Origin of the sequence: Xanthomonas sp. LMG 8993 (assembly GCF_009835065.2) — a bacterium.
Classification (GTDB): Bacteria; Pseudomonadota; Gammaproteobacteria; order Xanthomonadales; family Xanthomonadaceae; genus Xanthomonas; species Xanthomonas arboricola.
This window is the reverse complement of record NZ_QVIF02000002.1, coordinates 119,288-144,878: the sequence shown is the minus strand read 5'-3', so window position 1 is coordinate 144,878 and position 25,591 is coordinate 119,288. Positions and strand designations below refer to the sequence as shown.

The following is a 25,591-nucleotide window of genomic DNA, read 5'->3' as shown; positions in this document are numbered from 1 at the left end:
GTCTCCCAGGACGGTCACAGCGTTGCGGGCACGGGCATGGACGGGCCGCCGGGCGGCGCCTTGAGTTCCACGCGCTTGATTTCGCCCACCACCACCAGATAGGACACCACCGCCAGCAAGGCATTGAGCCCGACGAAGACCAGCGCCCACTCGAAGGTGCCGGTGGTGGAGACGATGTAGCCGATGACGATCGGCGTGGTGATGCCGGCGATATTGCCGAAGGTATTGAACAGGCCACCGGACAGGCCGGCGATTTCCTTGGGCGAGGTGTCGGCCACCACCGCCCAGCCGAGTGCGCCGATGCCCTTGCCGAAGAAGGCCAGCGCCATCAGCCCGACCACCATCCATTCGGCCTGCACATAGTTGCAGCCGATCATCGTCACCGACATCAACATGCCGACAACGATCGGCGTCTTGCGCGCGACGGTGAGCGAGTAGCCGCGCCGCACCATACGGTCGGACACATAGCCACCCAGCACGCCACCGATGAAACCGCACACCGCCGGCAACGAGGCCACAAATCCGGCTTCCAGGATCGACATGCCGCGCTCCTTGACCAGATACACCGGAAACCAGGTCAGGAAGAAATACGTCAGCGTGGTGATGCAGTACTGGCCGATGTACACGCCCAGCAACATGCGGTTGCACAACAACTGCTTGGCGTAATGCCATTGCGTGCCCTTGGGCTGGCGGCCGGGCTTGTTGCCCTGCTCCATGTCCACCAGCGCGCCGTTGCGCTGGATGTAGTCCAGTTCCTGCGCGCTCAGGCGCGGATGTTCGCGCGGGGCATAGATGGTCTTGCGCCACACCAGCGCCAGCAACACGCCAGCCGCGCCCATCACCAGAAACACATGCTCCCAGCCCCAGGCATGCACCAGCCAGCCCATCAACGGCGCGAACGCCACCGTGGCGAAGTACTGCGCGGAATTGAAGATCGACGCAGCCAGACCGCGCTCTGCAGTGGGAAACCAGGCCGCCACGATGCGGCTATTGCCCGGGAACGACGGCGCTTCGGCGATGCCGACCAGAAAGCGCAGCACGAACAGCGTGGTGACCGCCCAGGTCACCGGCACCCAGTCGATAAAGCCCTGCAAGGCGGTGAACAGCGACCAGATCAGCAGCGACAGGCCGTACACGCGCCGCGAGCCAAAGCGATCGAGCAACCAGCCGCCGGGAATCTGCCCGGCCACATATGCCCAACCGAACGCAGAAAAAATGAAGCCCATCTGCAGCGCGTCGATGCCCAGCGCATCCTGGACCGCGGAACCGGCGATGGACAAGGTGGCGCGATCGGCATAGTTGATCGTGGTGACCACGAACAGCATCAGCAAGATCAGGTAGCGCCTGCGCGGAACCGTCGTTGAACCGACCGTTTTTGAATCGATAGCCATCATCGTTCCTCACCTATGACGATGGAAGCGCACTGCGCTTCGGTACTCCACGTTGCGCCTGCGGATGGCGTACCGGACCCTCCTCCGGCACGCCTCAGGCATCGTTGCTGCGGCAGCCGTCAGTCGTGTCCCAGCGCGCCATCGACGCGTCGCCATAGCCCGAGCGGGTTGTCGTGCGCGACGGCGGCAGGCAACAGCGCAGCCGGCAGATCCTGGTAGCAGACCGGGCGCAGGAAGCGATCGATCGCCAGCGTGCCGACCGAGGTGCTGCGGCTGTCGGAGGTGGCCGGGAACGGGCCGCCGTGCACCATCGCGTGGCAGACCTCCACACCGGTGGGCCAGTCGTTGACCAGGATGCGTCCGGCCTTGCGCTCCAGCACCGGCAGCAATGCGGCGGCCAGTTCGGTATCGCCCACCTCCATGTGCAAGGTGGCGGTGAGCTGGCCTTCCAGGTGCTCGCTCAGCGCACGCAGCTGTTCGATGTCCCTGCAACGCACCAGCAGCGACGAGGCGCCGAAGACTTCGGCCTGCAGCGCTTCATCGGCCAGGAAGGCATCGGCGTCGGTGCCGAACAACGCCGCCGGACAGCGCCCGGCGTCCGCCGCAGCGCCGCGTGCCAGCGTGCTGACCTGCGGGTGCGCGGCCAGACGCTGCACGCCTTGCGCGTAGGCCTGGCCAATGCCTGCGGTGAGCATCGCTGCCGGCGACACGGCCTGCAGCGTTTGCGTTGCGGATGCGACAAATGCATCCAGCGCCGGCGAATCGATCGCCAGCAGCAAGCCGGGATTGGTGCAGAACTGCCCGCTGCCCAGGGTCAGCGAGCCGACGAACGCTTTGCCCAGATCCGATGCGCGCGCCTGAAGCGCCTGCGGCAACAGATACACCGGATTGATCGCGCTCATCTCCGCATACACCGGAATCGGCTCGCGGCGTGCGGCGGCAATCTTGACCAGCGCCATGCCGCCGGCCCGCGAGCCGGTGAAACCCACCGCCTTGATGCGCGCGTCGGCGACCAGTCGTGCACCGATCTCGATGCCGGCGTCGAACAGCAGTGAGAACACGCCCTCGGGCAGGCCGCATTGCGCCACCGCCGCCTGGATCGCACGGCCCACCAATTCCGAAGTCCCCGGATGCGCGCTGTGCGCCTTGACCACCACCGGGCAGCCGGCCGCCAGTGCCGAGGCGGTATCGCCACCGGCCACCGAGAATGCCAGCGGGAAATTACTGGCACCGAACACCGCCACCGGCCCCAGCGCGATATGCCGCTGCCGCAGATCCGCACGCGGCAATGGCGTGCGTTGCGGCAGCGCCGGGTCGATCCGCGCCTGCAGCCAGCTTCCTTCGCGCACCACGTTGGCGAACAGGCGCAGCTGCCCCACCGTGCGCCCCCGCTCGCCTTCCAGGCGCGGGCGCGGCAGGCCGCTTTCGTGCATGGCGCGTTCGATCAAGGCATCGCCCAATGCCAGGATCTGCTCGGCGATGGTTTCCAGGAAGACTGCGCGCGCGTCCAGCGTCGTTTCGCGGTAACGATCGAACGCCGCCCGCGCCAACGCACAGGCCTGTTCCAGATCCTGTGCGCTCACCGAGCCGAATGCCGGCTGCAATGCCGCACCGCTGGCCGCATCCAGCGCATGAAATTCCTCCCCTGCGCCGCGCACGTCGCGCTGCCCGATCAGCGATTGGCCCGTGATGCTGTGCATCAGCGGCGTCCTCCAATCAGTTGCTTGAGCTGGGCGAATTCGTCCTCGTTGAGGTCGGCCAGCGGCGTGCGGACCGGACCGGCCGGGCGGCCGACCGCGCGCATGCCGGCCTTGACGATCGACACCGCATAACCGGCGCGGCGATTGCGCAGCACGGTGTACGGCAACACGAAGTCATTGAGCTCGCGGTAGATGGTGACGTGGTCGCGCGCACGCACCGCTGCATAAAACGTCAGCGCCCACTCGGGCAGGAAATTGAAGATGGCCGACGAATACGTGGTCACGCCCATTTCCAGATACGGCAGCGCGAAGGTTTCGGCGGTGGGCAGTCCGCCCACGTAGAGCAATCGGTCGCCAAGGCGTGCGTAGATGCGGGTCATGCGATCCACATCGCCGATGCCGTCCTTGTAGCCCACCAGGTTGGGGCAACGCTCGGCCACCCGCGCCAGCGTCACGTCGTCGAGCTTGGCGTTGGCGCGGCCGTAGACGATCACGCCCAGCCTGGTCGCCTTGCAGACGCGCTCGACATGGTCGGCCACGCCATCGGCATCGCACTCGGTGAGGTACGGCGGAAACAGCAGGATGCCGTCGGCAGCATTGCGCTCGGCAGCCTGCGCCATCTCCATGGCGATCGCGGTGCCGTAACCGGCCGGTGCGATGACCGGCATGCGGCCGGCGGTCTGGGTCACCGCTGCTCGCACGGCGCGATTCACTTCATCCAGCGTCAGCGAAAACAGCTCGCCGGTGCCGCCGGCGGCAAACAGCCCGGCGGCCGGGTGCGAGGACAGCCAGTCCAGATTGCTGCGGTAGGCGGATTCATCAAAGGCCAGGTCGGCGTCGAAATGGGTCACCGGAAACGACAACAGCCCGGCGCCAAGCGCTTGGGCCATTTCAGAAGGGGTGTATCTGCTGCTCATCGGACAAACGCTCCTGGGCGGGGGATGCGGTTGATCCTAGAAACGCAGATCGTTGCCGGTCCAAACCAAAGGACGTATTGTTTGATACACAAGTTGAATCAATCGCGTCATCGATCGATGTAGTGCGCCGCAAATGGCTGCTTTGCAACGCTTTTTCGACAGTGCGTAATTATGGCCGGCTGCGCCCGCCAACGTGGTCGTTGGCGTGGCAGCGCCTATTCATCGGCGCTGGCGGCGGAAGGATGTTGCGGGTGCAGCATCAATTCACCTGTTTTGCCATGCGAGGCCCGTCCCCCATGTTCGATCTGCAGCAACTGCGTTGCTTTGTCGCCGTCGCCGACGAACTGCACTTCCGTCGCGCGGCCGAGCGCCTGAACATGACCCAGCCGCCGCTCAGCCGGCAGATTCAGCTGCTGGAGCACAGCGTCGGCACCGCGCTGCTAGAGCGCAACAGCCGGCATGTGCGGCTGACCCAGGCCGGGCGCAGCCTGCTTGCCGAAGCGCGCGCGATCCTGCGCATGGCCGAAAACGCCGGCCTGCGCGCGCGCCGGATCGGCACCGGCGATGCCGGTAACGTGTCGGTGGGTTTCACCGCCGGTGCCAGTTACCGCTTCCTGCCCGAGGCCATCGCGCGGTGGCGCAGGCAAGCGCCGGATGTGGATCTGCAACTCAAGGAGATGGTCAGCCTGGCGCAACTGGACGCACTGGATGCAGGCCGGCTGGATATCGGTCTGTTGCGCCCGCCGATCCAACGCCAGGGCCTGCACAGCCGCTGCGTGGCACGCGAACCGCTGATCGCCGCGCTGCCGGAAGACTCGCCGCTGGCGCACCGCGACAGCCTGCGTCTGCAGGATTTCCACGGCCAGCCGCTGGTCAATTACGCACCGGACGAGGCGCGTTATTTCTACGATCTGCTGGCGCAATTGTTCGGTGCGCGCGGCATCGCGCCGCGCTCGGTGCAATACGTCAGCCAGATTCATTCGGTGCTGGCGCTGGTACGCGGCGGCATGGGCATGGCGCTGGTGCCCGAAGGCGCCAGCGGCCTGCGTTACGCCGGCATCGTGTACCTGCCGCTGCGCGAGGAAACCCCTGCCACGCCGGTGGAGCTGCACCTGGTGTGGAAACAGGATAACGACAACCCTGCGCTGGGTCGTTTGATCGCCTGAGCCGGGCAAGGCGCGCGCGCTGTCACAGACGCACGGCAGCGCAGCCACTGTCCAACGCCAGGACCGGATTCGAAGCAACTGGCAACACGACTGTGCGCACCGCCGGGCGGGTGCGGCCGGTGCCCGGCGCGGCATGGACCACGCGTACACGCCGGCTTTGAGCGCGACGCCGACAGCCACCTGACGACTGCTCGCTACGGTCTGCTCGCCGCTTCTACTGCCGCCCCACGCTCTGCACCACATGCAGGCGCCGCAGCCGGCGCATCACTTCGGCCAGATGGCGGCGGTCGCGGACCTGGATGTTGAAGCGCAGCACCGCCGCGTTGAAATCGCGGTCCAGGTAATCCACGCGCTCGATATTGGACTGGCTCTGCGCAATCGCCGCAGCCAGCTGGGCCAGCACGCCGGTGCGGTTTTCCACCTCGACGATCAAGGCGGTGTCGTAGTCGCCACTGACGCTGGAATCCCAGTCGATCGGCACCCAGCGTTCGGGCGATTTGCGCAGCTCGGCCAGGTTGGGGCAGTCCAGACGGTGCACCACGATGCCCTTGCCGGCGGTGTGGTAACCCATGATTTCGTCGCCGGGAATCGGCTGGCAACAGTTGGCGAAGCTGATCACGCCGCGCTCGCTGCCGTCGATCAGGATCTTTTCGTGCGAATGCTTGGAGTGGCCGCCACCGCGCAATTCGGCGTAGGCCATCAGCGCCTGCGCGGCCTGGGTCGGCATCCAGTTGCCCAGCGCCACGTCGGCCAGCAAGGCTTCCAGGCGTGGATAGCGGTGCTCGGTGAGGAAGGCGTCCAGGCGGCCCTTGGGCAGCCGCTCCAGCGAGCTGTCCATCGCTTCCAGCGCGCGATCGAGCATGCGGTGGCCGAGCTGCACGGCGTCTTCGTGTTCAAGCTGCTTGAGCTGGTGGCGGATCGCGGTACGCGCCTTGCTGCTGACCACAAACTCCAGCCACTGCGGCTTGGGCGTGGCCGAGCGCGCGGTGATGATTTCCACCGCCTGCCCGCTGACCAGCTTGGTGCGTAGCGGCACCAGCTTCTTGTCCACCCGCGAGGCGACCGCGCGGTTGCCCACGTCGGTGTGCACCGCATAGGCGAAATCCAGCGCGGTGGAGTTGCGCGGCAGCGCCAGGATCTTGCCCTTGGGCGTGAACAGATAGACCTCGTCCGGGAACAGGTCGACCTTGACGTTGTCCAGGAACTCCAGCGACGAGCCCGCCGCGCGCTGCGAATCGATCAGCTCCACGATCCAGTCGTGCGCGCGGCTCTGCGCGCTGTTGGGCGAGGCCGAGCCGACCTTGTAGGTCCAGTGCGCAGCCACCCCGCGTTCGGCGATCAGGTCCATCTCCTCGGTGCGGATCTGCACTTCGATCGGCGAGCCATACGGGCCGAACAACACGGTGTGCAGCGACTGATAGCCGTTGGCCTTGGGGATGGCGATGAAATCGCGGAAGCGCCCGTCCAGCGGCTTGAAGGTGGCATGCACCGCACCCAGCGCGTGGTAGCAATCGGCCACCGAACGCACCACCAGGCGGAAGCCGAACACATCCATCACCTGGTCGAAGGACTTGTTCTCTTCGTGCATCTTGGAATAGATGCTCCAGGGCGTCTTGATGCGGCTGACCAGGCGGTGCTCCAGCCCTTCCTTGGCCAGCCGCTGCGACAGCTGCACTTCCACCTGCGCCATCGATTCGCGCCGCACCACCGGCTGGCTGCGGATATGTTTTTCGATGATGGCATGACGCCACGGATACAGCGCGCGGAAGCCCAGGTTCTGCAGTTCGGACTTGATCAGGCTCATGCCCAGGCGCTGAGCGATCGGCGCGTAGATCTCCAGCGTTTCGCGCGCGATGCGGCTGCGCGCCTCGCTGCTCTGCGCACCCAGCGTGCGCATGTTGTGCAGGCGGTCGGCCAGCTTGATCATGATCACGCGCAGGTCGCGCGACATCGCCAGCAGCATCTTGCGGAAGCTCTCCGCCGCCGCTTCCTGGCGGTCGCGGAACTTGAGCTTGTCCAGCTTGGTGACGCCATCGACCAGCTCGGCCACCGCTTCGCCGAATTCCGACGCCAGCTCTTCGCGGGTCAGCGGGGTGTCTTCGATGGTGTCGTGCAGGATCGCGGCGATCAGCGATTCCATGTCCAGGCCGAGCTCGGCGAGTACGCCGGCCACCGCGACCGGATGGGTGATGTACGGCTCGCCCGACTTGCGGGTCTGGCCGGCATGCGCGCTGGCGCCCACTTCCCAGGCACGGCGCAGGATCGGCAGCTGCTCCTTGGGAAGGTAGCTGGCCGCGCGTTCGAAGTGCAGGACGTAGTCGGGGATGGCCTGGTCGGAAGACGGAGACGTCACGACGGTCGCCTGGGCAGTGGGGCCTGGGTTCATGCCGGAAGACTATGCCAGCAACGCAGTCACGGCAAACGTTTGCACACTGCAGGCACCAAAGCGGGCCTGAAACGAAAACAGCCCGCGCGTGGCGGGCTGTTCAGATCGATCGCAGCGATGCGAACAATCAATCGTCGTTCTTGGACATGTCTTCGTCGGCAACCACTTCGGCAGCGGCCCATTCCAGCGCTTCGCGTTCGGCGCGCTCGCGCTCGGCCTTCTCGACTTCGTCGATCAGCGCGTTGTCGATCCGGCGTGCGGCGATCTCGCGCAGTGCCATCACGGTGGGCTTGTCGCTGGCGTCGGCATTTTCGATCAACGGCTGCACGCCGTTGGCGAGCTGACGGGCGCGCTTGGACGCCATCATGACCAGCTCGAAACGGTTGTTCACGACTTCCAGGCAATCTTCTACGGTAATGCGGGCCATGCGGGCTCCCGGCGACCAGCAACGGCCGCGCATCGAATGAGGGAAAGGGGGCGGAGTGTACGCCCGGGCCGCCGTCACGGCAACCTGGGCCCATTCAGTTTCCTTTGGAATCAGGGATTTGAGCAGCTCAGTCCAGCAAGGCCCGGATCAACGCCGCGTGCCGCTGCTGTTGCGCCTGCCGGCGCAGCCGGCTGGCGGTGAAGATCGCGCACATCTCCGAGACCGCGGTGTCGAAGGTCTCGTTGATGATGACGTAATCGAACTCCTCGAAATGCAGCATCTCTTCGCGGGCAGCGGCCAGACGCTGCGCCATCACGTCCTCGCTGTCCTGGCCGCGCTTGCGCATGCGCTCGTCCAGCGCCTGGCGCGACGGCGGCAGGATGAACACGCTGACCGCGTCGGGCACCTTCTGGCGCACCTGGCGCGCGCCCTGCCAGTCGATCTCCAGCAGCACGTCGTGACCGGCGGCCAGCTGCGGCTCCACCGACTGCCGCGCGGTGCCCTTCCAGTCGCCATGCACCAGCGCGTATTCGAAGAAGTCGCCGGCTTCGATCATGCCCTGGAACTCGTCGGCGGAGACGAAATGGTAGTGCTCGGCATGCCGTTCGCCCGGCCGCGGCGCGCGCGAGGTGAACGAGATCGACAAGGCGATCTTGGGATCACGCGCCAGGGTGGCGTTGACGATGCTGCTCTTGCCGGCGCCGGAAGGGGCCGCAACGATATAGAGGGTGCCGCGCATAGGGTCAGGGATTCGGGCTTGGGGAGTCGGGATTCGCGAACGGGCTGCGGACCGGTACCACCGGGGTCGATATGCTACCGGTATTGGCCGCGCCCCGCTGAAACCCGGGATGGCCGTCGACCAATCCCGAATCCCCAATCACCACTCCCGGCTACTCGATGTTCTGCACCTGCTCGCGGATCTGGTCGATCAGCACCTTCAGATCCACCGCAGCGTTGGAGGTGCGGCTGTCCACCGACTTGGAGCCGAGCGTATTGGCTTCGCGGTTGAATTCCTGCAGCAGGAAGTCCAGGCGGCGGCCGACCGGCTCGCGCTGCCTGAGCACGCGGCGGATCTCGGCGATGTGGCTGGACAGGCGGTCGAGCTCTTCGTCCACGTCCAGTTTCTGCAGCCACAGCACCAGTTCCTGCTCGGCGCGCCCCGGGTCCACCGGATGCGGCAGATCGGCCAGCCGGGCGGCCAGCTTGGCACGCTGCCCTTCGCGGATGACGGGAATCAGCGTACGCACCTCGGCGGCGATACGTTCGATCGCATCGACCCGCTCGCTGATCGCATCGGCCAGCTTGGCGCCTTCGCGCTCGCGCGCGGCGACGAAACTGTCCACCACCTCGTCCAGCAATGCCAGGGCCTGCGCCTGCAATGCCGGTGCGTCCACGTCCTGCACCTGCAGCACGCCGGGCAGCTGCAGCAGATCGGTGAAGCCGACCTGCAGCTTGGGGAACATGCCGTCAAGGCGCGTGGCCAGTGCGCCCAGTTCCTGCAGCAGCGATTCGTTCACGGCCAGGGTCTGCGCGTTGTCCGGCGCGCGCAGGCGCAGCGCCAGATCCAGCTTGCCGCGGCTGTTTTTCGCCGCCACGCGCTCGCGCAGCAGCGGCTCCAGCGCACGCAGTTCTTCGGGCAGGCGCACGCCCACTTCCAGAAACCGATGGTTGACCGAGCGCAGCTCGCAACCGAGCGTGCCCCAGGGCGTGATGCGTTCGCCACCAGCAAACGCGGTCATGCTTCGAATCATCGTCAGTCCCGTGCCTTCAAAGCGCGAATGGTACCCTAGCGGCCCGCGCTGGCTGACCGCCCCGCCACGCGCCGACCCAGACCCACCTCCCGACTTCCGGACTCATCGCATGACCTTTTCCCGTCCCAGCGGCCGCACGGCCGACCAGCTGCGCCCGGTGCGCATCGAACGCGCCTTCACCCGTCACGCCGAAGGCTCGGTGCTGGTCAGCTTCGGCGACACCCGCGTGCTGTGCACCGCCAGCGTGGAAAACCGCGTCCCCGGATTCCTGCGCGGCAAGGGCGAAGGCTGGGTGACCGCCGAATACGGCATGCTGCCGCGCTCCACCCACACCCGTTCCGATCGCGAGGCCGCACGTGGCAAGCAGGGCGGACGCACGCTGGAGATCCAGCGCCTGATCGGCCGCGCACTGCGCGCCTGCGTGGATCGCAATGCCCTGGGCGAGCGCACCATCACCCTGGACTGCGATGTGCTGCAGGCCGATGGCGGCACCCGCACCGCCGCAATCACCGGCGCCTACGTGGCGCTGGCCGATGCGGTGAACCTGCTGCTCAAGCGCGGCGACATCAAGAAGCACCCGCTGATCGGCGCCGTGGCCGCAGTGTCGGTGGGCATCTATCGCGGCGAGCCGGTGCTGGATCTGGACTACCCCGAAGACAGCGACTGCGACACCGACATGAATGTGGTGATGAATGACGGCGGCGGCTTCATCGAGCTGCAAGGCACTGCCGAAGGCCACGCCTTCCGCCGCGACGAACTCAATGCACTGCTCGCACTCGCCGAACAAGGCATGAGCGAACTGTTCGCCCTGCAACGCGCTGCACTGGCCGGATGAGCAGGCGCATCGCCCTGACCACCCTGCTGGTCGCCGATTACGACGCGGCGATCGCCTGGTACACCGGCGCGCTGGGCTTCCAGGTGCTGGAGGATCGCGCACTTGGCGACGGCAAGCGCTGGGTGGTGATCGGCCCGGGCAGCGCGCAGGACGCCGGCTTGCTGCTCGCGCAGCCGGCCGACGCCGCCCAGCGCGCGCGCATCGGCGACCAGACCGGGGGGCGGGTGGATCATTTTCTCTACACCGACGACTTCTGGCGCGACCACGCGGCGATGCAGGCGTTCGGGGTGGAATTCCTGGAAACCCCGCGCGAGGAACCGTACGGCACGGTCGTGGTGTTCCGCGATCTGTACGGCACCAAGTGGGACCTGCTGGAGCCCAAGCAATGAAACAACTGGTCCTGGCCAGCGGCAACGCCGGCAAGCTGGAAGAACTGCGCGCCATGCTCGCCGACCTGCCGCTGCGCATCGTGGCGCAAGGCGAGCTCGGCGTGGACGATGTGCCGGAAACCGGCCTGACCTTCGTCGAGAACGCCTTAATCAAGGCACGCCATGCCAGCGCGGTCACCGGCCTGCCGGCACTGGCCGACGACTCCGGCCTGATCGTCGATGCGCTCGGCGGCGCACCCGGCCTGTACAGCGCCCGCTATGCCGGCAGCCCGACCGATGCGCAGGCCAACAACGCCAAGCTGCTCGACGCCATGCGCGCCGTGCCGGCCGAGCGCCGCAGCGCGCGGTTTTACGCGGTGATCGTGCTGCTGCGTCACCCGGAAGATCCGCAGCCGCTGATTGCCGAAGGCAGCTGGGAAGGGGTGATCACCACCGAACCGCGCGGCACCGGCGGCTTTGGCTACAACCCGGTGTTCCTGGATCCGGTGCATGGCCTGACCGCTGCGGAGATGGATACCGCGCTGAAGAACCGGCTGAGTCACCGTGCGGTGGCGCTGGCCACGCTGCAGCACAAGCTGCACGCCCTGTCGCTGTGAACCATGGCCTGACGCAGTGCCCGACCTGATTCCACCGCCGCTGTCGCTTTACGTGCACCTGCCCTGGTGCGTGCGCAAATGCCCGTACTGCGATTTCAACTCGCATGCGGCCAAGGGCGTGCTGCCGTTCGAGGACTACGTGGATGCGTTGATCCGCGACCTGGATGCGGATCTGCCGCTGGTGTGGGGGCGCGTGGTGCATTCGGTGTTTTTCGGCGGCGGCACGCCGAGCCTGTTTCCGCCCGAAGCCATCGACAGATTCCTGCAAGCCGCCGCCGCGCGGCTGCGCTTTGCACCGAATCTGGAGATCACCCTGGAAACCAATCCAGGCACCGCCGAGCATGGCCGCTTCGACGGCTATCGCGCCGCCGGCGTGAACCGCCTGAGCTTCGGTGTGCAGACCTTCGACGATGTGGCGCTGCAGCGGCTGGGTCGCATCCACGACAGTGCCGAGGCCGAGCGTGCGATCAAGCTGGCGCAGGATGCCGGCTACGACAATTTCAATATCGACCTGATGTACGCGCTGCCCGAGCAGACCCTGGCACAGGCCGAGCGCGATCTCGAACGCGCCTTCGCGCTGCAGCCCACCCACATGTCGCATTACCAGCTCACGCTGGAGCCGAACACGGTGTTCTTCGCGCGGCCGCCCAAGGGCATTCCCGACGACGATGCGGCCTGGGACATGCAGGAGCATTGCCAGCGCCTGCTGGCCGAGGCCGGCTACGCGCAGTACGAAGTGAGCGCCTACGCCAGGCCCGGGCGGCAATGCGCGCACAACCTCAATTACTGGCGCTTCGGCGATTACCTGGGCATCGGCGCCGGGGCGCACGGCAAGATCAGTTCCGGCGCCGAACAGCATGTGCTGCGACGCTGGAAGCACAAGCACCCGCAGAGTTACCTGGCCAGCGCCGGCAGTGCGGCGTCGATCGGCGGCGACGAGATCGTGCCGCGCGAGCGGCTGCCGTTCGAATACATGCTCAACCTGCTGCGCCTGCACGAGGGCTTCGCCCTGCGCGACTTCGAAGTCTCCACCGGCCTGGACGCCTCGGTCATCGAGTTGCCTGTGGCGCGCGCGATTGCGCAAGGCTGGATGACCGCGCAGGACGGACGCGTGGTGCCGACCGAGCTGGGCCGCCGCTTCACCAATGACGTGGTCGAGCTGTTTCTGGCCTGATCGCGGCGATCGCGGCGCGGCACCGCAGCCAGCACGCCGCGCCATGATCGATAGCGCACACGACAGCATTGGCGCGCGGATCCAGCGAGCCGCGCCACGCGCGCCGTCCGCGTCCGGGTGGCGACCGAATCTGGCCAGGCACGTCTTGCGCCCGCGCGGTCGCTGCCCGGCGGAAAAACATGCTACATAGCTCACGCCTCGCACCGAGCCTGCCTCCCCCGGATGTCCACTCCCGCCTCCTCCCTGCAGCACACGCTCAGCGGCCCGATCGCCGATGCACCGGTTTCCGCGCGCGGACGGCGCCTGCTCGCCGCGCTGCATGCGCATTGCGTGCAGGCGCTCAGCGGGCCGCTGCGGCTGACCATCGTCGAGCTGGAACGCGAGCTGCTGCATCAGGCCGAGCATGCCCGCAACAGCCAGATCCAGGCCGAAACCTATGCGCAGACACGTGACCTGCGCGACCACATCGATCGGTTTCCGCAGGCGTTCCTGCAGCAGCTGGCGCAGGACCTGGCCACGCTGCGCGATCGCCCGTCGCTGATGCCAGCAGCCGATGCCTCAGCGCATCCGCAGATGCTCACCCTGGTGGAGGACACCGATATCGATCGCGATATCGTGCTCAGCGAGATTGCGCGCCGCGAAACCTCCCGCCGCGCCGATGCGCTGCAATTGCTGGCGCAGCGGGTGGCGGTGATCGGCGCGGTGGCCGAGTTCGAACTGGAAGCAGTGCCGCTGGGCCCGTACGCCTTGTGCCGCGTGCTGCGCCAGTGCGGCGAAACGCTGGGACTGAGCCTGGATGGGCAGCTGACGCTCTACCGCGTGTTCGAGCGTCAGGTCATCGAGCGTTTGAACGATCTGTACGAGCGCGCCAACGGCACGCTCGCGCAGGAAGGCATCCTGCCGGGGCTGATCTATCACCCGTACCTGGTCAAGCCCACCCAGGTGCAGACGCGGCGCGCACCGCCTGCAGCAGCCACCGCACCGAAGGATGCTGCGGCCGCCAGCACGCGCGCGCTGCCGCCGCGCAACGGGCGGCCTGCAACTGGCTGGAGCGGTCAATCGGCACCGACACCGTGGCAGAGCGCCCTGCTGGATCCGCCCGCCATGCCGATGACACTGGCAGCGGCGACCGACGGTGAGCAGGCAGCACCTGCCCTGAGCGATGCAGTGCAGGCGCTCGGCGGACTGATGTCGTCGGCGCGCCGGTCGCAGGCGGCGGGCAACGTAGGCGCAGCGGCGAATCAAAGCTCTGCAGATCACGGCGCAGCGCCTGCAAGCAGCGCCCAGGCAACACTCGAGAAACCATCTCCCCGGCTCGCCGCCTCGGCCGTGCCCAAGGCCGCCGTCAGCGACGCACTGGCCAGCCTGCAGGGCACGCTGGCGGCACAGGCGGCGGCGCAGTCCAGCGGCATCGATGCGGTGCAGCGCCAGGTACTGGCGTTGTTGCGGACGCAACACGGCCCCGACGCCGCGCTGTCGCCACAGGACACCGACACCTTCGATCTGCTCGGCCTGCTCTACGCGCAGATGCAACGCGAAGTGCGCGAGCAGACCCCCGCGCAGGCCCTGCTCGCCAAGTTGCAGGTGCCGGTGGTGCGCGCGGCCTTGGCCGATACGCATTTCTTCGTGCGCGACCAGCACCCGGTGCGCGAATTGCTCAACACCGTGGCCGAGTCCGGCGCGGTCTGGCTGGGCGACGACGATGTCGACCCGCAGTTGCTGCACAAGCTGGGCAGCGCGGTGGACCGGATCGTCAACGACTACCAGGGCGACGAGGCCGTGTTCGCCGCGGCTAACGCCGATATCCAGGCGCATCTGCGCGCCTTGGCGCGCAAGGCCGACCTCGCCGAGCGCCGCCATGTGGATGCGGCGCGCGGCAAGGAGCGGCTGGAGTCGGCCAAGCAGCAGGCCGAGGCGCGCATCGAGCAGCTGTGCGAGCAGAGCGTTCCGCCACGCTTCGTGCAGGCGCTGCTGCGTCAGGCATGGTCGGACGTGCTGACGCTGACGCTGCTGCGCCAGGGCGAGCAATCGCCCGAATGGGACGAGCGCCAGGCACTGACCGCGCGCATCGCCGAAGTCACCTGCCGCAGCAAGGGGCAACCTGCCGACATCGCGCTCGGCACCGAGATCGAAACCGCGCTGCTGCAGGTCGGCTATCACCACGATGAAGCGGCGGCGATCGCGCGGCGCCTGTCCACGCCCGGCGGCGAGGACGAGACGACCTCGCGCACCGAGCTCGCCACCAGGCTCAAGGCGCGCACGCGGCTGGGCGACCAGGGCGACAGCACACCGCGCAAGGACATCGCCGGCCCGCGTTCGCCGACCGAAGAGGCCTGCTACACGCAGCTGCGCAGCCTGCCGTTCGGCAGCTGGTTCGAGTTCGTGATCAACCAGCAGGGCGACCTGCGTCGGCAACGGCTGTCCTGGTACAGCCCGATGACCGGCAACGCGCTGTTCGTCAATCAACGTGGGCAAAAGGTCGCCGAGCACTCGCTGGATGGCCTGTCGCGGCTGATGGCCGGTGGCCAGGCACGCCTGCTGGTCGAAGAGAAATCGCGCCTGATCGACCGCGCCTGGCATGCCACCGTGCGCACGCTGCGCAGCCTGGCCGGTCAGGCGCCCATTGCAGAGGTCAACCCATGATCCAGGACACCCGCCGCGCACCGCGCCGCCAGCCGTCCGACCTGATACCGGTGACCGACATGCTCAGCGAGGCGCAGATTGGCCGGGTCGGCAATGTCTCGGAAACCGGCATGCTGCTGCTGGCCTCGGTTCCGCTGCATGACGACGCCCTATATCAATTGCGCTTCAGCCTGCCCGAGCGCATCGGCCGTGCCACCGAGATCGATGTCGGTGTGCATCTGTTGTGGACCGAAGCCGCGCACGCACCCGGACAGGCCTGGGCCGGCTTCCGCTTCCTGACCATGTCCGAGCCGCATCGCCAACGCCTGCGCGCCTGGATCGCCGAAGAACACATGCTGGGCTGAAGGACAGCATCACCACGATTACGGCAAAATCGCGACCTGTCTTTGCATCGCCGATCGAGCCCCGCATGCCCCAGCCGTCCTTGAGCCACCTGTATTCCGACCACCTGCGCACGCTGACCGCGCGCGCCGACGAGGCGCTGCAGCGCGGCGGCTTCGACCACCTGGTGGTGCCCAGCGGCAGCCTGCATTACCAGGTGTTCGACGACCGCGACTATCCCTACGCGGTCAATCCGCAGTTCAAGGCCTGGGTGCCGCTGACGCGGGTGCCCAACAGCTGGCTGGTCTACACCCCGGGCAAGCGCCCAATGCTGATCTTCTGCCAGCCGTTGGACTATTGGCATGTGGTGCCCGAGGCGCCCAGCGGCTGGTGGGTGGAGCACTGCGACATCCACATCATCCGCACCCCGGACCAGGCCCTGGCGCTGCTGCCCAGGCAGATCGACCGTTGCGCCATCCTGGGCGAGGCGCAGAGCGCGCTCGGTGCGTATGTGCCCAACAATCCGCAGCCGGTGCTCGATTATCTGGACTACCAGCGCGCGTTCAAGACGCCGTACGAACTGGCCTTGCTGCGCATCGCCCAGCAGCTGGCAGTGCGCGGCCATCGCGCCGCCGAGGCGGCCTTCCGCGCCGGCCAGAGCGAGTTCGGCATCCATATGGCCTACTGCGCCGCCGTCGGTCAGGACGCCAACGAACTGCCCTACGGCAACATCATCGCGCTCAACGAGCACGGCGCGGTGCTGCACTACACCGAACTCGGCCAGCAGCCGCCGCAGCCGCTGCGCAGCTTCCTGATCGATGCCGGTGCTTCCGCCTACGGCTATGCCAGCGACATCACCCGCACCTACGCCGCCGACCCCGGCAGCGAATTCCAGGCCCTGATCGATGCGGTGGATGCCGCACAGATCCGCATGGGCCAGGGCGTGCGCAGCGGCGTGGATTACAAGCAGTTGCACGTGGATGCGCATCTGGCCCTGATGGGCATCCTCAAGGACTTCGGCATCCTCACCGTGTCGCCGGAAGCTGCGCTCGCCACCGGCGTCAGCGCCGCATTCTTCCCGCACGGGCTGGGCCATCTGATCGGCCTGCAGGTGCACGACGTGGCAGGCTTTGCGGCCAGCGACCGCGGCGGCCGCATCGAGCGCCCCGCCGGCCACCCGTATCTGCGGCTGACCCGCGTGCTGGAACCGGGCATGGTGGTCACCATCGAACCGGGCGTGTACTTCATCGACATGCTGCTGGACGAAGTGAAGAAGAACGGCCACGCCGCCAGCGTCGACTGGGCGCGCGTTGCGCAGTTCAAACCCTACGGCGGCATCCGTATCGAAGACGAGGTGGTGTGCACCGATGGCGCGCCCGAAAACCTGACCCGCCCGGTGTTTGCCGCCCCTTGAATCCTTCCGCACCGCAAGGAGCATTGCCATGAACGATCCACGCCAGTCCTCGCACCCCGACCATCCGATGTATCAACAGATCCAGCGCGGCGTGCATGCAATCGATGCGGCACATGGACGCACACCCGACCAGACCAGCGACCGGCTCAGCGCCGCCCTGTTGCCGCTGGCCAAGGAAGGCGGCCTGTCGCGCGTGGATCATGTGCTGATGAGCGAGGCCAACAATCGCGGCGTACACGGTGGCGAAAACGTGTTCGTGGTGCAGGGCGACCCGGCCAACCCGGCGCATCTGCGCGCGCACATGAAGACCGAGCAGGCATTGAGCACGCCGGAAGCGCAGTCGTTCGCACGCGCACAGCAACTGGCGACGCCAGGCGAACAGGTCCAGCAGCCCGAACGCACCCAGACACCACAACTCGGCCAGTAGAACGGCCCACAGCAAAGCGTCCGGGCGCCTCATGCCTGCAAGGCGCCCGGCGCGGCCCGAGCGCCGCCGCCCTCAGCCGGATACGCCGCGCAATCTCAACCAAACCGGCAATGCGCGTGTTGCTCGCAAGGCAATGCACCGATCCAGGTCACGGCCGCTCATCGCGGCATGACCGCGCTATGCGCGCAACGCGTCGCGGTCCGCCATCTCCGCTTCGATCTCGTCGGCGCTGCGCGCCAGCGCATCGGTCAGCACCCGATGGCCGTCGGCGGTGATCAGCACATTGTCTTCGGTGCGGATGCCGATGCCGCGCCACTTGGCCTCCACCGTGGTGTCGTCAGCGGAGATATAGAGTCCCGGCTCGATGGTGAACACCATGCCGGGCTCGAGCAGACGCGAGTCGCCAGCCAACCGGTAGTCGCCCACATCGTGCACATCCAGCCCCAGCCAGTGGCCGGTCTTGTGCCGATAGAAGCGCTTGTAATGGCCGTCGGCGATATTGCGCTCCAGCTTGCCCTTGAGCAGGCCCAGCTGCAGCAGCCCCTCGGTCAGGGTCTGCACCGCGGCCAGATGCCCGGCTTCGTAGGGCAGGCCAGGGCGCGCCTGCGCCAGCGCGGCAGCCTGCGCAGCGCCGACCAGATCGTGCAGCGCACGCTGCGCCGGGGTGAAACGGCCGTTGACCGGAAAGGTGCGGGTGATATCGGCCGCGTAGCCGCGGTACTCGGCGCCGGCATCGATCAGCACCAGTTCGCCATCGCGGCTGCGCGCATTGTTGGCGCGGTAGTGCAGCACGCAGGCATTGCTGCCGGTGCCGACGATGCTGCCGTACGCCGGCCACGCATCGGCGGCGCGGAACGCGCACTCCACCTCGGCCTGCAGTTCGTACTCGTGCACACCCGGCCGCGCCAGCCGCATGGCGGCGCGATGCGCGCGCACGCTGATGTCGGCGGCGTGCTGCATCAAGGCGATTTCGTCGCGCGACTTGAACAGCCGCTGCTCGTGCAGCAGATGTCCCAGCTCGAGGAATTCGTGCGGCGGCTGCGCGCCATGACGCACCTGCTCGCGCACGCGCTTGAGCCAGCCGATCAGCTTGAGGTCGAAGTCGACATCGCGCCCGAAGTGGTAATAGACGCGGCTGCGCCCTTCCAGCAGGCCCGGCAGGATCTCGTCGACATCGTCGATGGGGTACGCATCGTCCATGCCGTAGCGCTCCACTGCACCTTCCTGGCCCTCGCGCGGGCCATCCCAGGCTTCGCGCTCGGCATCGCGCTCGCGGCAGAACAGGATCGCCTCGCCATGCTTGCGGCCCGGCACCAGCACCAGCACCGCTTCCGGCTCGGGGAAACCGCTCAGATACCAGAAATCCGAATCCTGCCGATACGGGTAGTGGGTGTCGTGGCTGCGCACCCGCTCGGGCGCCGCCGGCAGGATCAGGATGGCCTGATCGCCGGCCATCTGCATCAGCTGCTTGCGCCGACGCGCGTACTCGGCCGCGCCGATCCCGGTGAGTTTTTTCATGGCGGTCGTGCGGTCAGTTCAGACGTTGGCGGAAGCGCGGCCCCATCACGCAGTCGCCATGCAGCAACAGCACCGCCACGCGCACGAACTCCTCGATCTCCGCCAGGGCGGTGTCGTCTTCGTCGGCCGCATCGAAATCGTCGCTGGACGCCTGCGCCAGCCGCGCCAGGTCCTGCAGCGCCTCTTCGCCCTCTTCGGTCAGTGCCGGGCGCTGCTGCGCCGCCAGGCCGAAGCCACCCAGAAAAGCACGACACCAGTCGAACAAGGCATCGGTGCGCGCCGCCAGCGGTGCGCCGTCGTCGATCAGCAGCAGTTCGAAGGCGAAATCGCGGTCTTCCAGCTGCGCCACCGTGGCCTGCCGCATCTGGTCCAGCGCCCCGCCCTGCCTGGGCGCCACCTGCGCGGTGTCGGCCAGGATGCGCGCCAGCCAGTCGCCGCTGTCGGCACCCCCACCGGAGAGCCACCCGCACAGCCCGCCATGCAACTCCGCTGCGGAGGAAGCCAACTCCAGCTGGCGACTTTCGTTTTGCACAGCGGTTACATCGGGCAGATCCATCGGGTCATCCAGGCTGGGAACAGGAGGTGCCGGCACATGGGCCGGCGATTTGACTTCCCAGTGTATCAAGGCACCCCGCGTCGGCCGCCAGCGGCGTGTTCCCTACGGGGTCCACGCGCGTGACGCCGGCTGCGCCGGGCGCAGCGCAAGCCCTTGTCGGGATTGGCCTGACGGCGGGTAAGCGGGCTGCAATCGGGCGCTTGACCGCCGCGCGCACGCGCCCCTATCGTGAGCGCATGGACAACGCCGCTGCCCTCGCCCAGATCCGCGCACTTGCCGCCCGTGTGGAGGCCCTGGTCGAGCGCAGCCAGCGGTTGACCGACGAGAACCGCAGCCTGCGTCACCAGCAGGAACAGTTGATCGGCGAGCGTGCGCAATTGCTGACCAAAAACGAACAGGCGCGCTCGCGCGTGGAAGCGATGATCGTGCGCTTGAAATCCCTGGAGCAGCACACGTGAGCAACAACGAGCCGGTCAGCGTGCGTATTCTGGATCGTGAATACACCGTTGGCGTCACCGCCGACGAACGCGAGAGCCTCACCGCTGCGGCGCGCCTGCTGGATCTGCGCATGCGCGAGATTCGCGGCAGCAATCGCATGGCAGCGGTGGACCGCGTTGCGGTGCTGGCCGCACTCAATCTGGCGCACGAATTGCAGCAGCTGCGCGATCAGCAAGCGTTGTACGACCGTGAACTGGCCAACACGCTGGACAGCTTGAATCGCCGCCTTGACAGCGTGTCCGACACACCGCGTTGAGGTGCAGTTCGCACTGTCGTCGCAAATATGAACTTTCAATTGCGCCGGCCGACGAATGGGCTAGCCATCGCGCAGCAGAGGTCTATACTTCACCTGCGTTCTCTGCTGTAAACGACAGCGTGCAAAACATTCGCCTTGTCCCTTAATTACGACCACGGGGGCGCGACGAAGCCGGGAGTGCAAGTCCGCCTTGTAGCGGGAAGCCCGATGGCCTCACAACGTCCCCACTTGAACCCCGGGTTCAAGGTCGTTTCGCCCGCATCGTTCACGGCGGAGAATGCAAATCTGAAACGGCGCCTTCGGGCGCCGTTTCTTTTTGCGTGTCTGAAACGCACGGCACGCGCAGTTCGGCGGCGCCGCTGTTGTAATGACTACGCCAAGACATGCGTGCGTGCGCCGCAACGTTGCCAGTGCTGCACGCACGCGCTCAGCGACAGGCGAGAGACTTGCCGGCACCGGCGATCGGTGGGACACACGCAGCTAGGCAGGCGCGTCCACGCCATCGACAATATCCCTCCGCCTATCGCTGCGAGACGCCATGACCGACGACCGAGACGCCTTGCGCCAGCAGTTGCGTGCGCTGCGCCGCAGCCTGCCCGCAGCCCAGCGCATGGCAGCCGCGGATGCGCTGGCCGAGCGCCTGCTGGCGCTACCGTTCGCGCCGCAGACCGGTGCGGTGGCCGGGTATTGGGCGATGGATGGCGAAATCGCGCTGCATCGCTGGCAACTGAGCCTGCCGGCCGGCGTGCGCTATTGCCTGCCGGTGCTGGACGGGCGCGTCCTGCGCTTTGCGCCGTGGCGGCCGGGCCAGGGGCTGGTCAGCAACCGCTACGGCATCCCCGAGCCGGACGTGGCGCGCACCGCACTGCTCGCACCCGAGGAGATGGCGCTGGTGGTGACGCCGTTGACCGGCTTCGACGCGCAGTGCCGGCGGCTGGGCATGGGAGGCGGCTGGTATGATCGGAGCTTCGCGTTCCGGCACCGCCAGACGCCGCCGCCCTGGCTGGTCGGCGTCGGCTTCGCCGCGCAGCAGCTACCCGCCCTGCCCACCGAATCCTGGGACGTGGCGGTGGATGCGATCTGCACCGAACACGCCACCTTCCTGAAAGACGACGCCGTTTCCGTATGACTGCCCGCAAGCGCTACTGGTTGATGAAGTCCGAGCCGGACACGTTTTCCATCGATGATCTGGAACGCGTCGGCACCGAACCGTGGAACGGCGTGCGCAACTACCAGGCACGCAACTTCATGCGCGACGGCATGCATGTCGGCGACGGGGTGTTGTTTTACCACTCCAACTGCAAGGTGCCGGGCATTGTCGGCATCGCCAAGGTCGCCAGCGCCGCATATCCGGACGACACCCAGTTCGATCCCAAATCCGACTACCACGACCCCAAGGCCACCCGCGAAGATCCGCGCTGGATGCTGGTGGACGTGGCCTTCGAGCGCAAACTCACGCGCACGATCGCACTGGACGAAATCAAGCAGCAGGCCGACGCACTGGGCGAAGGCTTCCCGCTGATCGCCCGCGGCAACCGCCTGTCGATCCTGCCGGTGACCGCCGCGCAGTGGAAATTGTTGCTGGCGATGGAGTAGCCGGGAGTAGAGATTCGGGATTTGCGATTTGCAAATCCCGCTCAGCCCAGCCGCTCTTGCGATTCCCCAATCCCGATTCCCCAATCCCGAGCCCCAAAATGTCCGAAGCAAAACGCCTGGCCGCCGAAAAAGCGATCGATTACGTGGAAGACGGCATGATCGTCGGGGTCGGTACCGGTTCGACGGTGGCCTACTTCATCGATGCCTTGGGCCGCATCAGCCACCGCATCAAGGGGGCGGTGTCCAGCTCCGAGCAGAGCAGCGCGCAGCTCAGGCGCCATGGCATCGAGGTGCTGGATCTCAACCACACCGGCAATCTGTCGCTGTACGTGGATGGCGCCGACGAGTGCGACCCGAACCGTTGCCTGATCAAGGGCGGCGGCGCAGCGTTGACGCGAGAGAAGATCATTGCCGAAGCCAGCGAGCGCTTCATCTGCATCGTCGACCCGAGCAAGCAGGTGCCGGTGCTGGGCAAGTTCCCGCTGCCGGTGGAAGTGATTCCGATGGCGCGCAGCCTGGTGGCCCGCCAGATCCTGGCGCTCACCGGCGGTCAGCCGGTATGGCGCGATGGCGTGGTCACCGACAACGGCAACGTGGTGTTGGACGTGCACAACCTGCAGATCACCGACCCGGTGGCGCTGGAGCGCAGCCTGAACCAGATTCCCGGCGTGGTCTGCGTGGGCCTGTTCGCGCGTCGCCCGGCCGATGTGGTGATTGTCGGTGGCGAGCCGCCGCGGGTGATCTGAGCGATCGCGTGCAAGCACGCGCATACGCAGTCGCGGCCCGCGTTGCGAAGCGACAGCGGGCCGGACTCCCGTTACCTGCGATGACGGTACGCGGCACGACAGCAGCTTGACGCACGCGGCCGCTTGGCAGATGGTGCGGCATCCCCGCCCACTGGTATGCCGCATGCGCCGTCTTTGCTTCCTCGCCCTTGCGTTGTTGATCCTGCTCAGCGGCTGCGCCAGCAGCGGCGGCAGCTGGGTGGAACTGGCCGGCACGCGCTACCAGGTGGAGCTGGCGCAGAACGATGCCGACCGCGCCAAAGGCCTGATGTTTCGCGATGCCATGGCGGACGATCACGGCATGCTGTTCGTCCACGACCGCCAGGAACCGCTGGCGTACTGGATGAAGAACACCAAGATCGCGCTGGATATCCTGTATTTCGACAATGAGCGCCGGCTGGTCTCGCAGCAGCGCGACGTGCCGCCGTGTTCGGCCGGCGATGCCTGCCCGCCCTACCCCAGCAAGCGCCCGGCCCGTTACGTGCTGGAACTCAATGCCGGCCAGGCCGCCAGGCTCAACCTGCAGGACGGCGCCAGCCTGACCCTGAGCCCGGATATCCCAAAGCTCAAGTGAATCTCACGCGACAGGCCCTTCCTGTCAGGAAGTACCGGACTTGAACCACGCGCCGCTTGCCGACACTCTTGGCAGCATGGTCGACATGCTCCCACTTCCCCATTGGACCGCGCTCGCCAGCCTGGACGACGACGCAGTGCCGTTGATGTCCACCGCGCTGCTGATCGCGCGCGACGAGTATCCGCAACTGGACGCCGAGCTGTACGACACGCTGGTGCAAAGCCATGTCGAGCATCTGCGCCGCGAGGTGGAGGCGATCGACCTGTGGCCGCTGAAGATGGCCGCGGTCAATCGCTACCTGTTCGACGAGCTGGGCTATTCGGGCAATCACGACGAGTACTACGACCCGCGCAACAGCTACCTCAACCAGGTCTTCGAACGCCGCCTGGGCAACCCGATCTCGCTGGCGATGGTGCAGATCGAAGTGGCGCGCCGGCTGGGCATTCCGCTGGCGGGCGTGTCGTTTCCCGGGCATTTCCTGGTGCGTTTGCCGGTGGACGACGGCGTGCTGGTCATGGACCCGTTCAACGGCGGCCGCCCGTTGGGCGTGGACGAGCTGCGCGAGCGCGCGCGTCCGCACCTGGGTGGCGAGATCCCCGACGACCGCGCCCTGGCGCAGATCCTCGACCCCGCACCGCATCGCGCGATCCTGATCCGCATCCTGCGCAATCTGCACGGCGTCTACGCCGATGCCGAGCACTGGGACCGCGCCGCGCGCAGTGCCGACCGCATCCTGAAGCTGGTGCCGGACCAGCCCGAGGCGCTACGCGATCGCGGCATGGCCTATCTGCACCTGGGCCACCGCAACGGCGCACGTCACGATCTGTCGCGTTATCTGCAGCTCAATCCCAGTGCGCAGGACGCGGCCAATCTGCACGAACATCTGGTCGAACTGAACAGTCAGCGCGCGCGCGCGCACTGAAAACACAGCCTGCAAGGCCCTCGCCAGCACCGTGCGAACGTGTGCCGGCGATGTTGTGGCGCGAAAAACGCAGCAACCCAGCTGAGCCGCCAAGGCACTAGAGCGGCGAATAAAACGTAGCGAGCGGTCGTCAGGTGGGTGCGGACGGCGCGCTCAGAGCCGGAGTGTACGAGTGGTACATGCCGATCCCGCGCACCGCAGCGCCCGCCTGACGGCGGCGCAGTAGTTTTGTTAGCCGCTCTCAGTCGATCTCGACCATCTCGAAGTCGTCCTTGGTCACGCCGCAATCCGGGCAGGTCCAGGTGTCGGGAACGTCCTGCCAGGCGGTGCCCGGGGCGATGCCCTCTTCGGGGATGCCGTCGGCCTCGTGGTAGAGAAACCCGCAGACGACGCACATCCAGGTGCGGTAGGTGGTCGTGGATGTCTCGCTCATCGGATAATCGCGGTCACGCAACGGTGGGGCTGCATTGTCCCATCCCACCCACCGCTTCCGGAAGCGCTGCCATGTCCGACCTGCACAACGCCCGCGGCGTCTACCTCATCACGCCCGACGAACCCGACACCGCACGCCTGATCGCGCGCACCTTGCCGCTGCTGCCCGCTGTCACCTGGCTGCAGTACCGCAACAAGCAGGCCACTGCGGCGCTGCGCCTGGAACAGGCCAGCGCGCTGCGCGAGGCGTGCGCTGCGCACGATGTGCCGTTGATCATCAACGACGATGCGCAGCTGGCACGACAGGTGGGCGCGCAAGGCGTGCACCTGGGCGAAGACGATGGCGAGGCGGCCGCGGCGCGTGCGCTGTTGGGCGAACAGGCCATCATCGGGGTGTCGTGCTACGACGAGATTGCGCGCGCGCGCGCAGCGGTCGCGGCCGGCGCCAGCTATGTGGCCTTCGGCGCGTTCTTCCCGACCACCACCAAGGTGACGACACGTCGCGCCACGCCGGCGTTGCTGCAGCAAGCCGCAGCGCTGGGAGTGCCGCGCGTGGCGATCGGTGGCATCGCGGCTGCGCAGGTGCCCGGCTTGGTGGCTGCAGGTGCCGAGTTGATTGCAGTGGTCAGCGGCGTGTACGCCGCGCCGGACTCGCTCGCGGCAGTGCAGGCATATCGGGCCGGGTTTGCACGCTAGCGTGGCTGGCAGACGACAGACGTTACCCGCGACACGCGCAAGCGAAGACTCAAGAGACCGAGACTCGAGTCGAAGCGTTGTTTATTAGATGCAGTCAAAAGTCTCGGTGGGTCGAGGGCGCAGTGCCCTCACCGCTCGCGGGACACGCCGTGAATCCGTCCGTGGAGGCTCCTTGGCGGCATCCATGCCGCCAAGGGTCCCGCAATCGGCAAGGACACCGC

At 67.0% G+C, this 25,591-nt stretch carries 27 protein-coding genes and 3 other RNA genes; 19 read left to right on the top strand and 11 right to left on the bottom strand.

What is annotated here, in order from left to right; genetic code table 11:
- Nucleotides 1-14: 14 nt before the first annotated feature.
- From DYQ94_RS03845 to kdgD, 3 genes are all read right to left on the bottom strand, one after another.
- Complete coding sequence (locus DYQ94_RS03845; protein WP_046344127.1) at nucleotides 15-1,394, bottom strand: MFS transporter; 1,380 nt, start codon at nucleotides 1,392-1,394, stop codon at nucleotides 15-17.
- A gap of 116 nt (nucleotides 1,395-1,510) precedes the next feature.
- Nucleotides 1,511-3,091, bottom strand: a complete 1,581-nt coding sequence (locus DYQ94_RS03840; RefSeq protein WP_046344128.1) for an aldehyde dehydrogenase (NADP(+)) — start codon at nucleotides 3,089-3,091, stop codon at nucleotides 1,511-1,513.
- The gene (kdgD, locus tag DYQ94_RS03835; protein ID WP_104568037.1) at nucleotides 3,091-4,008 is read right to left on the bottom strand and encodes a 5-dehydro-4-deoxyglucarate dehydratase; all 918 of its coding nucleotides are present in this window, start codon (nucleotides 4,006-4,008) and stop codon (nucleotides 3,091-3,093) included. The genes DYQ94_RS03840 and kdgD overlap by 1 nt, the downstream gene beginning before the upstream one ends.
- A 296-nt stretch (nucleotides 4,009-4,304) precedes the next feature.
- On the opposite strand from kdgD, the gene DYQ94_RS03830 reads away from it, so the two are divergent.
- Nucleotides 4,305-5,174 carry a LysR family transcriptional regulator gene (locus tag DYQ94_RS03830; protein WP_046344132.1) on the top strand — a complete coding sequence of 290 codons (870 nt, stop codon included), beginning with the start codon at nucleotides 4,305-4,307 and terminating at the stop codon, nucleotides 5,172-5,174.
- 133 nt (nucleotides 5,175-5,307) lie between these two features.
- A non-coding RNA gene (locus DYQ94_RS03825) (sX9 sRNA) lies at nucleotides 5,308-5,384 on the top strand.
- 4 nt (nucleotides 5,385-5,388) lie between these two features.
- Here DYQ94_RS03825 and DYQ94_RS03820 read toward each other — a convergent pair.
- The 4 genes from DYQ94_RS03820 to DYQ94_RS03805 form a co-directional block, all read right to left on the bottom strand.
- Complete coding sequence (locus DYQ94_RS03820; RefSeq protein ID WP_024938122.1) at nucleotides 5,389-7,560, bottom strand: RelA/SpoT family protein; 2,172 nt, start codon at nucleotides 7,558-7,560, stop codon at nucleotides 5,389-5,391.
- A 127-nt stretch (nucleotides 7,561-7,687) separates the two neighbouring features.
- A complete protein-coding gene (gene rpoZ / locus DYQ94_RS03815) occupies nucleotides 7,688-7,987 on the bottom strand; it encodes a DNA-directed RNA polymerase subunit omega (protein ID WP_002812428.1) in 300 nt (99 codons plus the stop codon).
- 127 nt (nucleotides 7,988-8,114) lie between these two features.
- Nucleotides 8,115-8,726: a guanylate kinase gene (gmk, locus tag DYQ94_RS03810; RefSeq protein WP_016903572.1), complete on the bottom strand. Its 612-nt coding sequence runs from the start codon at nucleotides 8,724-8,726 to the stop codon at nucleotides 8,115-8,117.
- Between the two features lie 151 nt (nucleotides 8,727-8,877).
- Nucleotides 8,878-9,738 carry a YicC/YloC family endoribonuclease gene (locus tag DYQ94_RS03805; protein ID WP_046344146.1) on the bottom strand — a complete coding sequence of 287 codons (861 nt, stop codon included), beginning with the start codon at nucleotides 9,736-9,738 and terminating at the stop codon, nucleotides 8,878-8,880.
- 109 nt (nucleotides 9,739-9,847) lie between these two features.
- Here DYQ94_RS03805 and rph point away from each other — a divergent pair, with 109 nt between their 5' ends.
- From rph to DYQ94_RS03765, 8 genes are all read left to right on the top strand, one after another.
- Nucleotides 9,848-10,573 carry a ribonuclease PH gene (gene rph, locus DYQ94_RS03800; RefSeq protein ID WP_024938119.1) on the top strand — a complete coding sequence of 242 codons (726 nt, stop codon included), beginning with the start codon at nucleotides 9,848-9,850 and terminating at the stop codon, nucleotides 10,571-10,573.
- Nucleotides 10,570-10,962 carry a VOC family protein gene (locus DYQ94_RS03795; RefSeq protein ID WP_016903569.1) on the top strand — a complete coding sequence of 131 codons (393 nt, stop codon included), beginning with the start codon at nucleotides 10,570-10,572 and terminating at the stop codon, nucleotides 10,960-10,962. Before rph ends, DYQ94_RS03795 begins: the two co-directional genes overlap by 4 nt.
- Nucleotides 10,959-11,558 carry an RdgB/HAM1 family non-canonical purine NTP pyrophosphatase gene (gene rdgB, locus DYQ94_RS03790; protein WP_016903568.1) on the top strand — a complete coding sequence of 200 codons (600 nt, stop codon included), beginning with the start codon at nucleotides 10,959-10,961 and terminating at the stop codon, nucleotides 11,556-11,558. The genes DYQ94_RS03795 and rdgB overlap by 4 nt, the downstream gene beginning before the upstream one ends.
- Before the next feature lie 16 nt (nucleotides 11,559-11,574).
- Complete coding sequence (gene hemW, locus DYQ94_RS03785) at nucleotides 11,575-12,732, top strand: radical SAM family heme chaperone HemW (RefSeq protein ID WP_126966765.1); 1,158 nt, start codon at nucleotides 11,575-11,577, stop codon at nucleotides 12,730-12,732.
- A 222-nt stretch (nucleotides 12,733-12,954) separates the two neighbouring features.
- A complete protein-coding gene (locus DYQ94_RS03780) occupies nucleotides 12,955-15,375 on the top strand; it encodes a DUF1631 domain-containing protein (RefSeq protein WP_160955205.1) in 2,421 nt (806 codons plus the stop codon).
- Complete coding sequence (locus DYQ94_RS03775) at nucleotides 15,372-15,719, top strand: PilZ domain-containing protein (RefSeq protein WP_024938115.1); 348 nt, start codon at nucleotides 15,372-15,374, stop codon at nucleotides 15,717-15,719. Before DYQ94_RS03780 ends, DYQ94_RS03775 begins: the two co-directional genes overlap by 4 nt.
- 65 nt (nucleotides 15,720-15,784) lie before the next feature.
- The gene (gene pepQ / locus DYQ94_RS03770; RefSeq protein WP_160955204.1) at nucleotides 15,785-17,110 is read left to right on the top strand and encodes a Xaa-Pro dipeptidase; all 1,326 of its coding nucleotides are present in this window, start codon (nucleotides 15,785-15,787) and stop codon (nucleotides 17,108-17,110) included.
- Nucleotides 17,111-17,138: 28 nt separating this feature from the next.
- Nucleotides 17,139-17,537, top strand: coding sequence for an XVIPCD domain-containing protein (locus tag DYQ94_RS03765; RefSeq protein ID WP_024938113.1), 399 nt, complete (start codon nucleotides 17,139-17,141; stop codon nucleotides 17,535-17,537).
- A 177-nt stretch (nucleotides 17,538-17,714) separates the two neighbouring features.
- Here DYQ94_RS03765 and DYQ94_RS03760 read toward each other — a convergent pair whose 3' ends face one another.
- Nucleotides 17,715-19,055 carry an aminopeptidase P N-terminal domain-containing protein gene (locus DYQ94_RS03760; protein WP_160955203.1) on the bottom strand — a complete coding sequence of 447 codons (1,341 nt, stop codon included), beginning with the start codon at nucleotides 19,053-19,055 and terminating at the stop codon, nucleotides 17,715-17,717.
- A 13-nt stretch (nucleotides 19,056-19,068) separates the two neighbouring features.
- Complete coding sequence (locus tag DYQ94_RS03755) at nucleotides 19,069-19,611, bottom strand: YecA/YgfB family protein (RefSeq protein WP_024938111.1); 543 nt, start codon at nucleotides 19,609-19,611, stop codon at nucleotides 19,069-19,071.
- Nucleotides 19,612-19,847: 236 nt separating this feature from the next.
- Between DYQ94_RS03755 and DYQ94_RS03750 the strand changes: the two genes are divergently transcribed.
- From DYQ94_RS03750 to DYQ94_RS03715, 8 genes are all read left to right on the top strand, one after another.
- Entirely contained in the window at nucleotides 19,848-20,069 is a 222-nt protein-coding gene (locus DYQ94_RS03750) for a TIGR02449 family protein (RefSeq protein WP_024938110.1), read from the top strand.
- Nucleotides 20,066-20,365 carry a cell division protein ZapA gene (locus DYQ94_RS03745; RefSeq protein WP_016903560.1) on the top strand — a complete coding sequence of 100 codons (300 nt, stop codon included), beginning with the start codon at nucleotides 20,066-20,068 and terminating at the stop codon, nucleotides 20,363-20,365. The genes DYQ94_RS03750 and DYQ94_RS03745 overlap by 4 nt, the downstream gene beginning before the upstream one ends.
- Before the next feature lie 96 nt (nucleotides 20,366-20,461).
- Nucleotides 20,462-20,646: non-coding RNA, 6S RNA (ssrS, locus tag DYQ94_RS03740), on the top strand.
- Nucleotides 20,647-20,903: 257 nt separating this feature from the next.
- Nucleotides 20,904-21,494, top strand: a complete 591-nt coding sequence (locus DYQ94_RS03735; RefSeq protein ID WP_160955202.1) for a 5-formyltetrahydrofolate cyclo-ligase — start codon at nucleotides 20,904-20,906, stop codon at nucleotides 21,492-21,494.
- Nucleotides 21,491-21,961: an EVE domain-containing protein gene (locus tag DYQ94_RS03730; protein WP_016903558.1), complete on the top strand. Its 471-nt coding sequence runs from the start codon at nucleotides 21,491-21,493 to the stop codon at nucleotides 21,959-21,961. Before DYQ94_RS03735 ends, DYQ94_RS03730 begins: the two co-directional genes overlap by 4 nt.
- Nucleotides 21,962-22,059: 98 nt before the next feature.
- Entirely contained in the window at nucleotides 22,060-22,707 is a 648-nt protein-coding gene (gene rpiA, locus DYQ94_RS03725; protein ID WP_016903557.1) for a ribose-5-phosphate isomerase RpiA, read from the top strand.
- Nucleotides 22,708-22,870: 163 nt separating this feature from the next.
- Nucleotides 22,871-23,320 (top strand): DUF192 domain-containing protein, encoded by a 450-nt coding sequence (locus DYQ94_RS03720; RefSeq protein WP_046344162.1) that lies wholly within the window; start codon nucleotides 22,871-22,873, stop codon nucleotides 23,318-23,320.
- 40 nt (nucleotides 23,321-23,360) lie between these two features.
- Nucleotides 23,361-24,242, top strand: a complete 882-nt coding sequence (locus tag DYQ94_RS03715; RefSeq protein ID WP_046344164.1) for a SirB1 family protein — start codon at nucleotides 23,361-23,363, stop codon at nucleotides 24,240-24,242.
- Nucleotides 24,243-24,346: 104 nt separating this feature from the next.
- Here DYQ94_RS03715 and DYQ94_RS03710 read toward each other — a convergent pair.
- Nucleotides 24,347-24,423: non-coding RNA, sX9 sRNA (locus DYQ94_RS03710), on the bottom strand.
- Nucleotides 24,424-24,483: 60 nt separating this feature from the next.
- Complete coding sequence (locus DYQ94_RS03705; RefSeq protein ID WP_024938106.1) at nucleotides 24,484-24,723, bottom strand: rubredoxin; 240 nt, start codon at nucleotides 24,721-24,723, stop codon at nucleotides 24,484-24,486.
- Nucleotides 24,724-24,746: 23 nt separating this feature from the next.
- Between DYQ94_RS03705 and thiE the strand changes: the two genes are divergently transcribed.
- The gene (thiE, locus tag DYQ94_RS03700) at nucleotides 24,747-25,370 is read left to right on the top strand and encodes a thiamine phosphate synthase (protein ID WP_126966761.1); all 624 of its coding nucleotides are present in this window, start codon (nucleotides 24,747-24,749) and stop codon (nucleotides 25,368-25,370) included.
- Nucleotides 25,371-25,591: the final 221 nt, after the last annotated feature.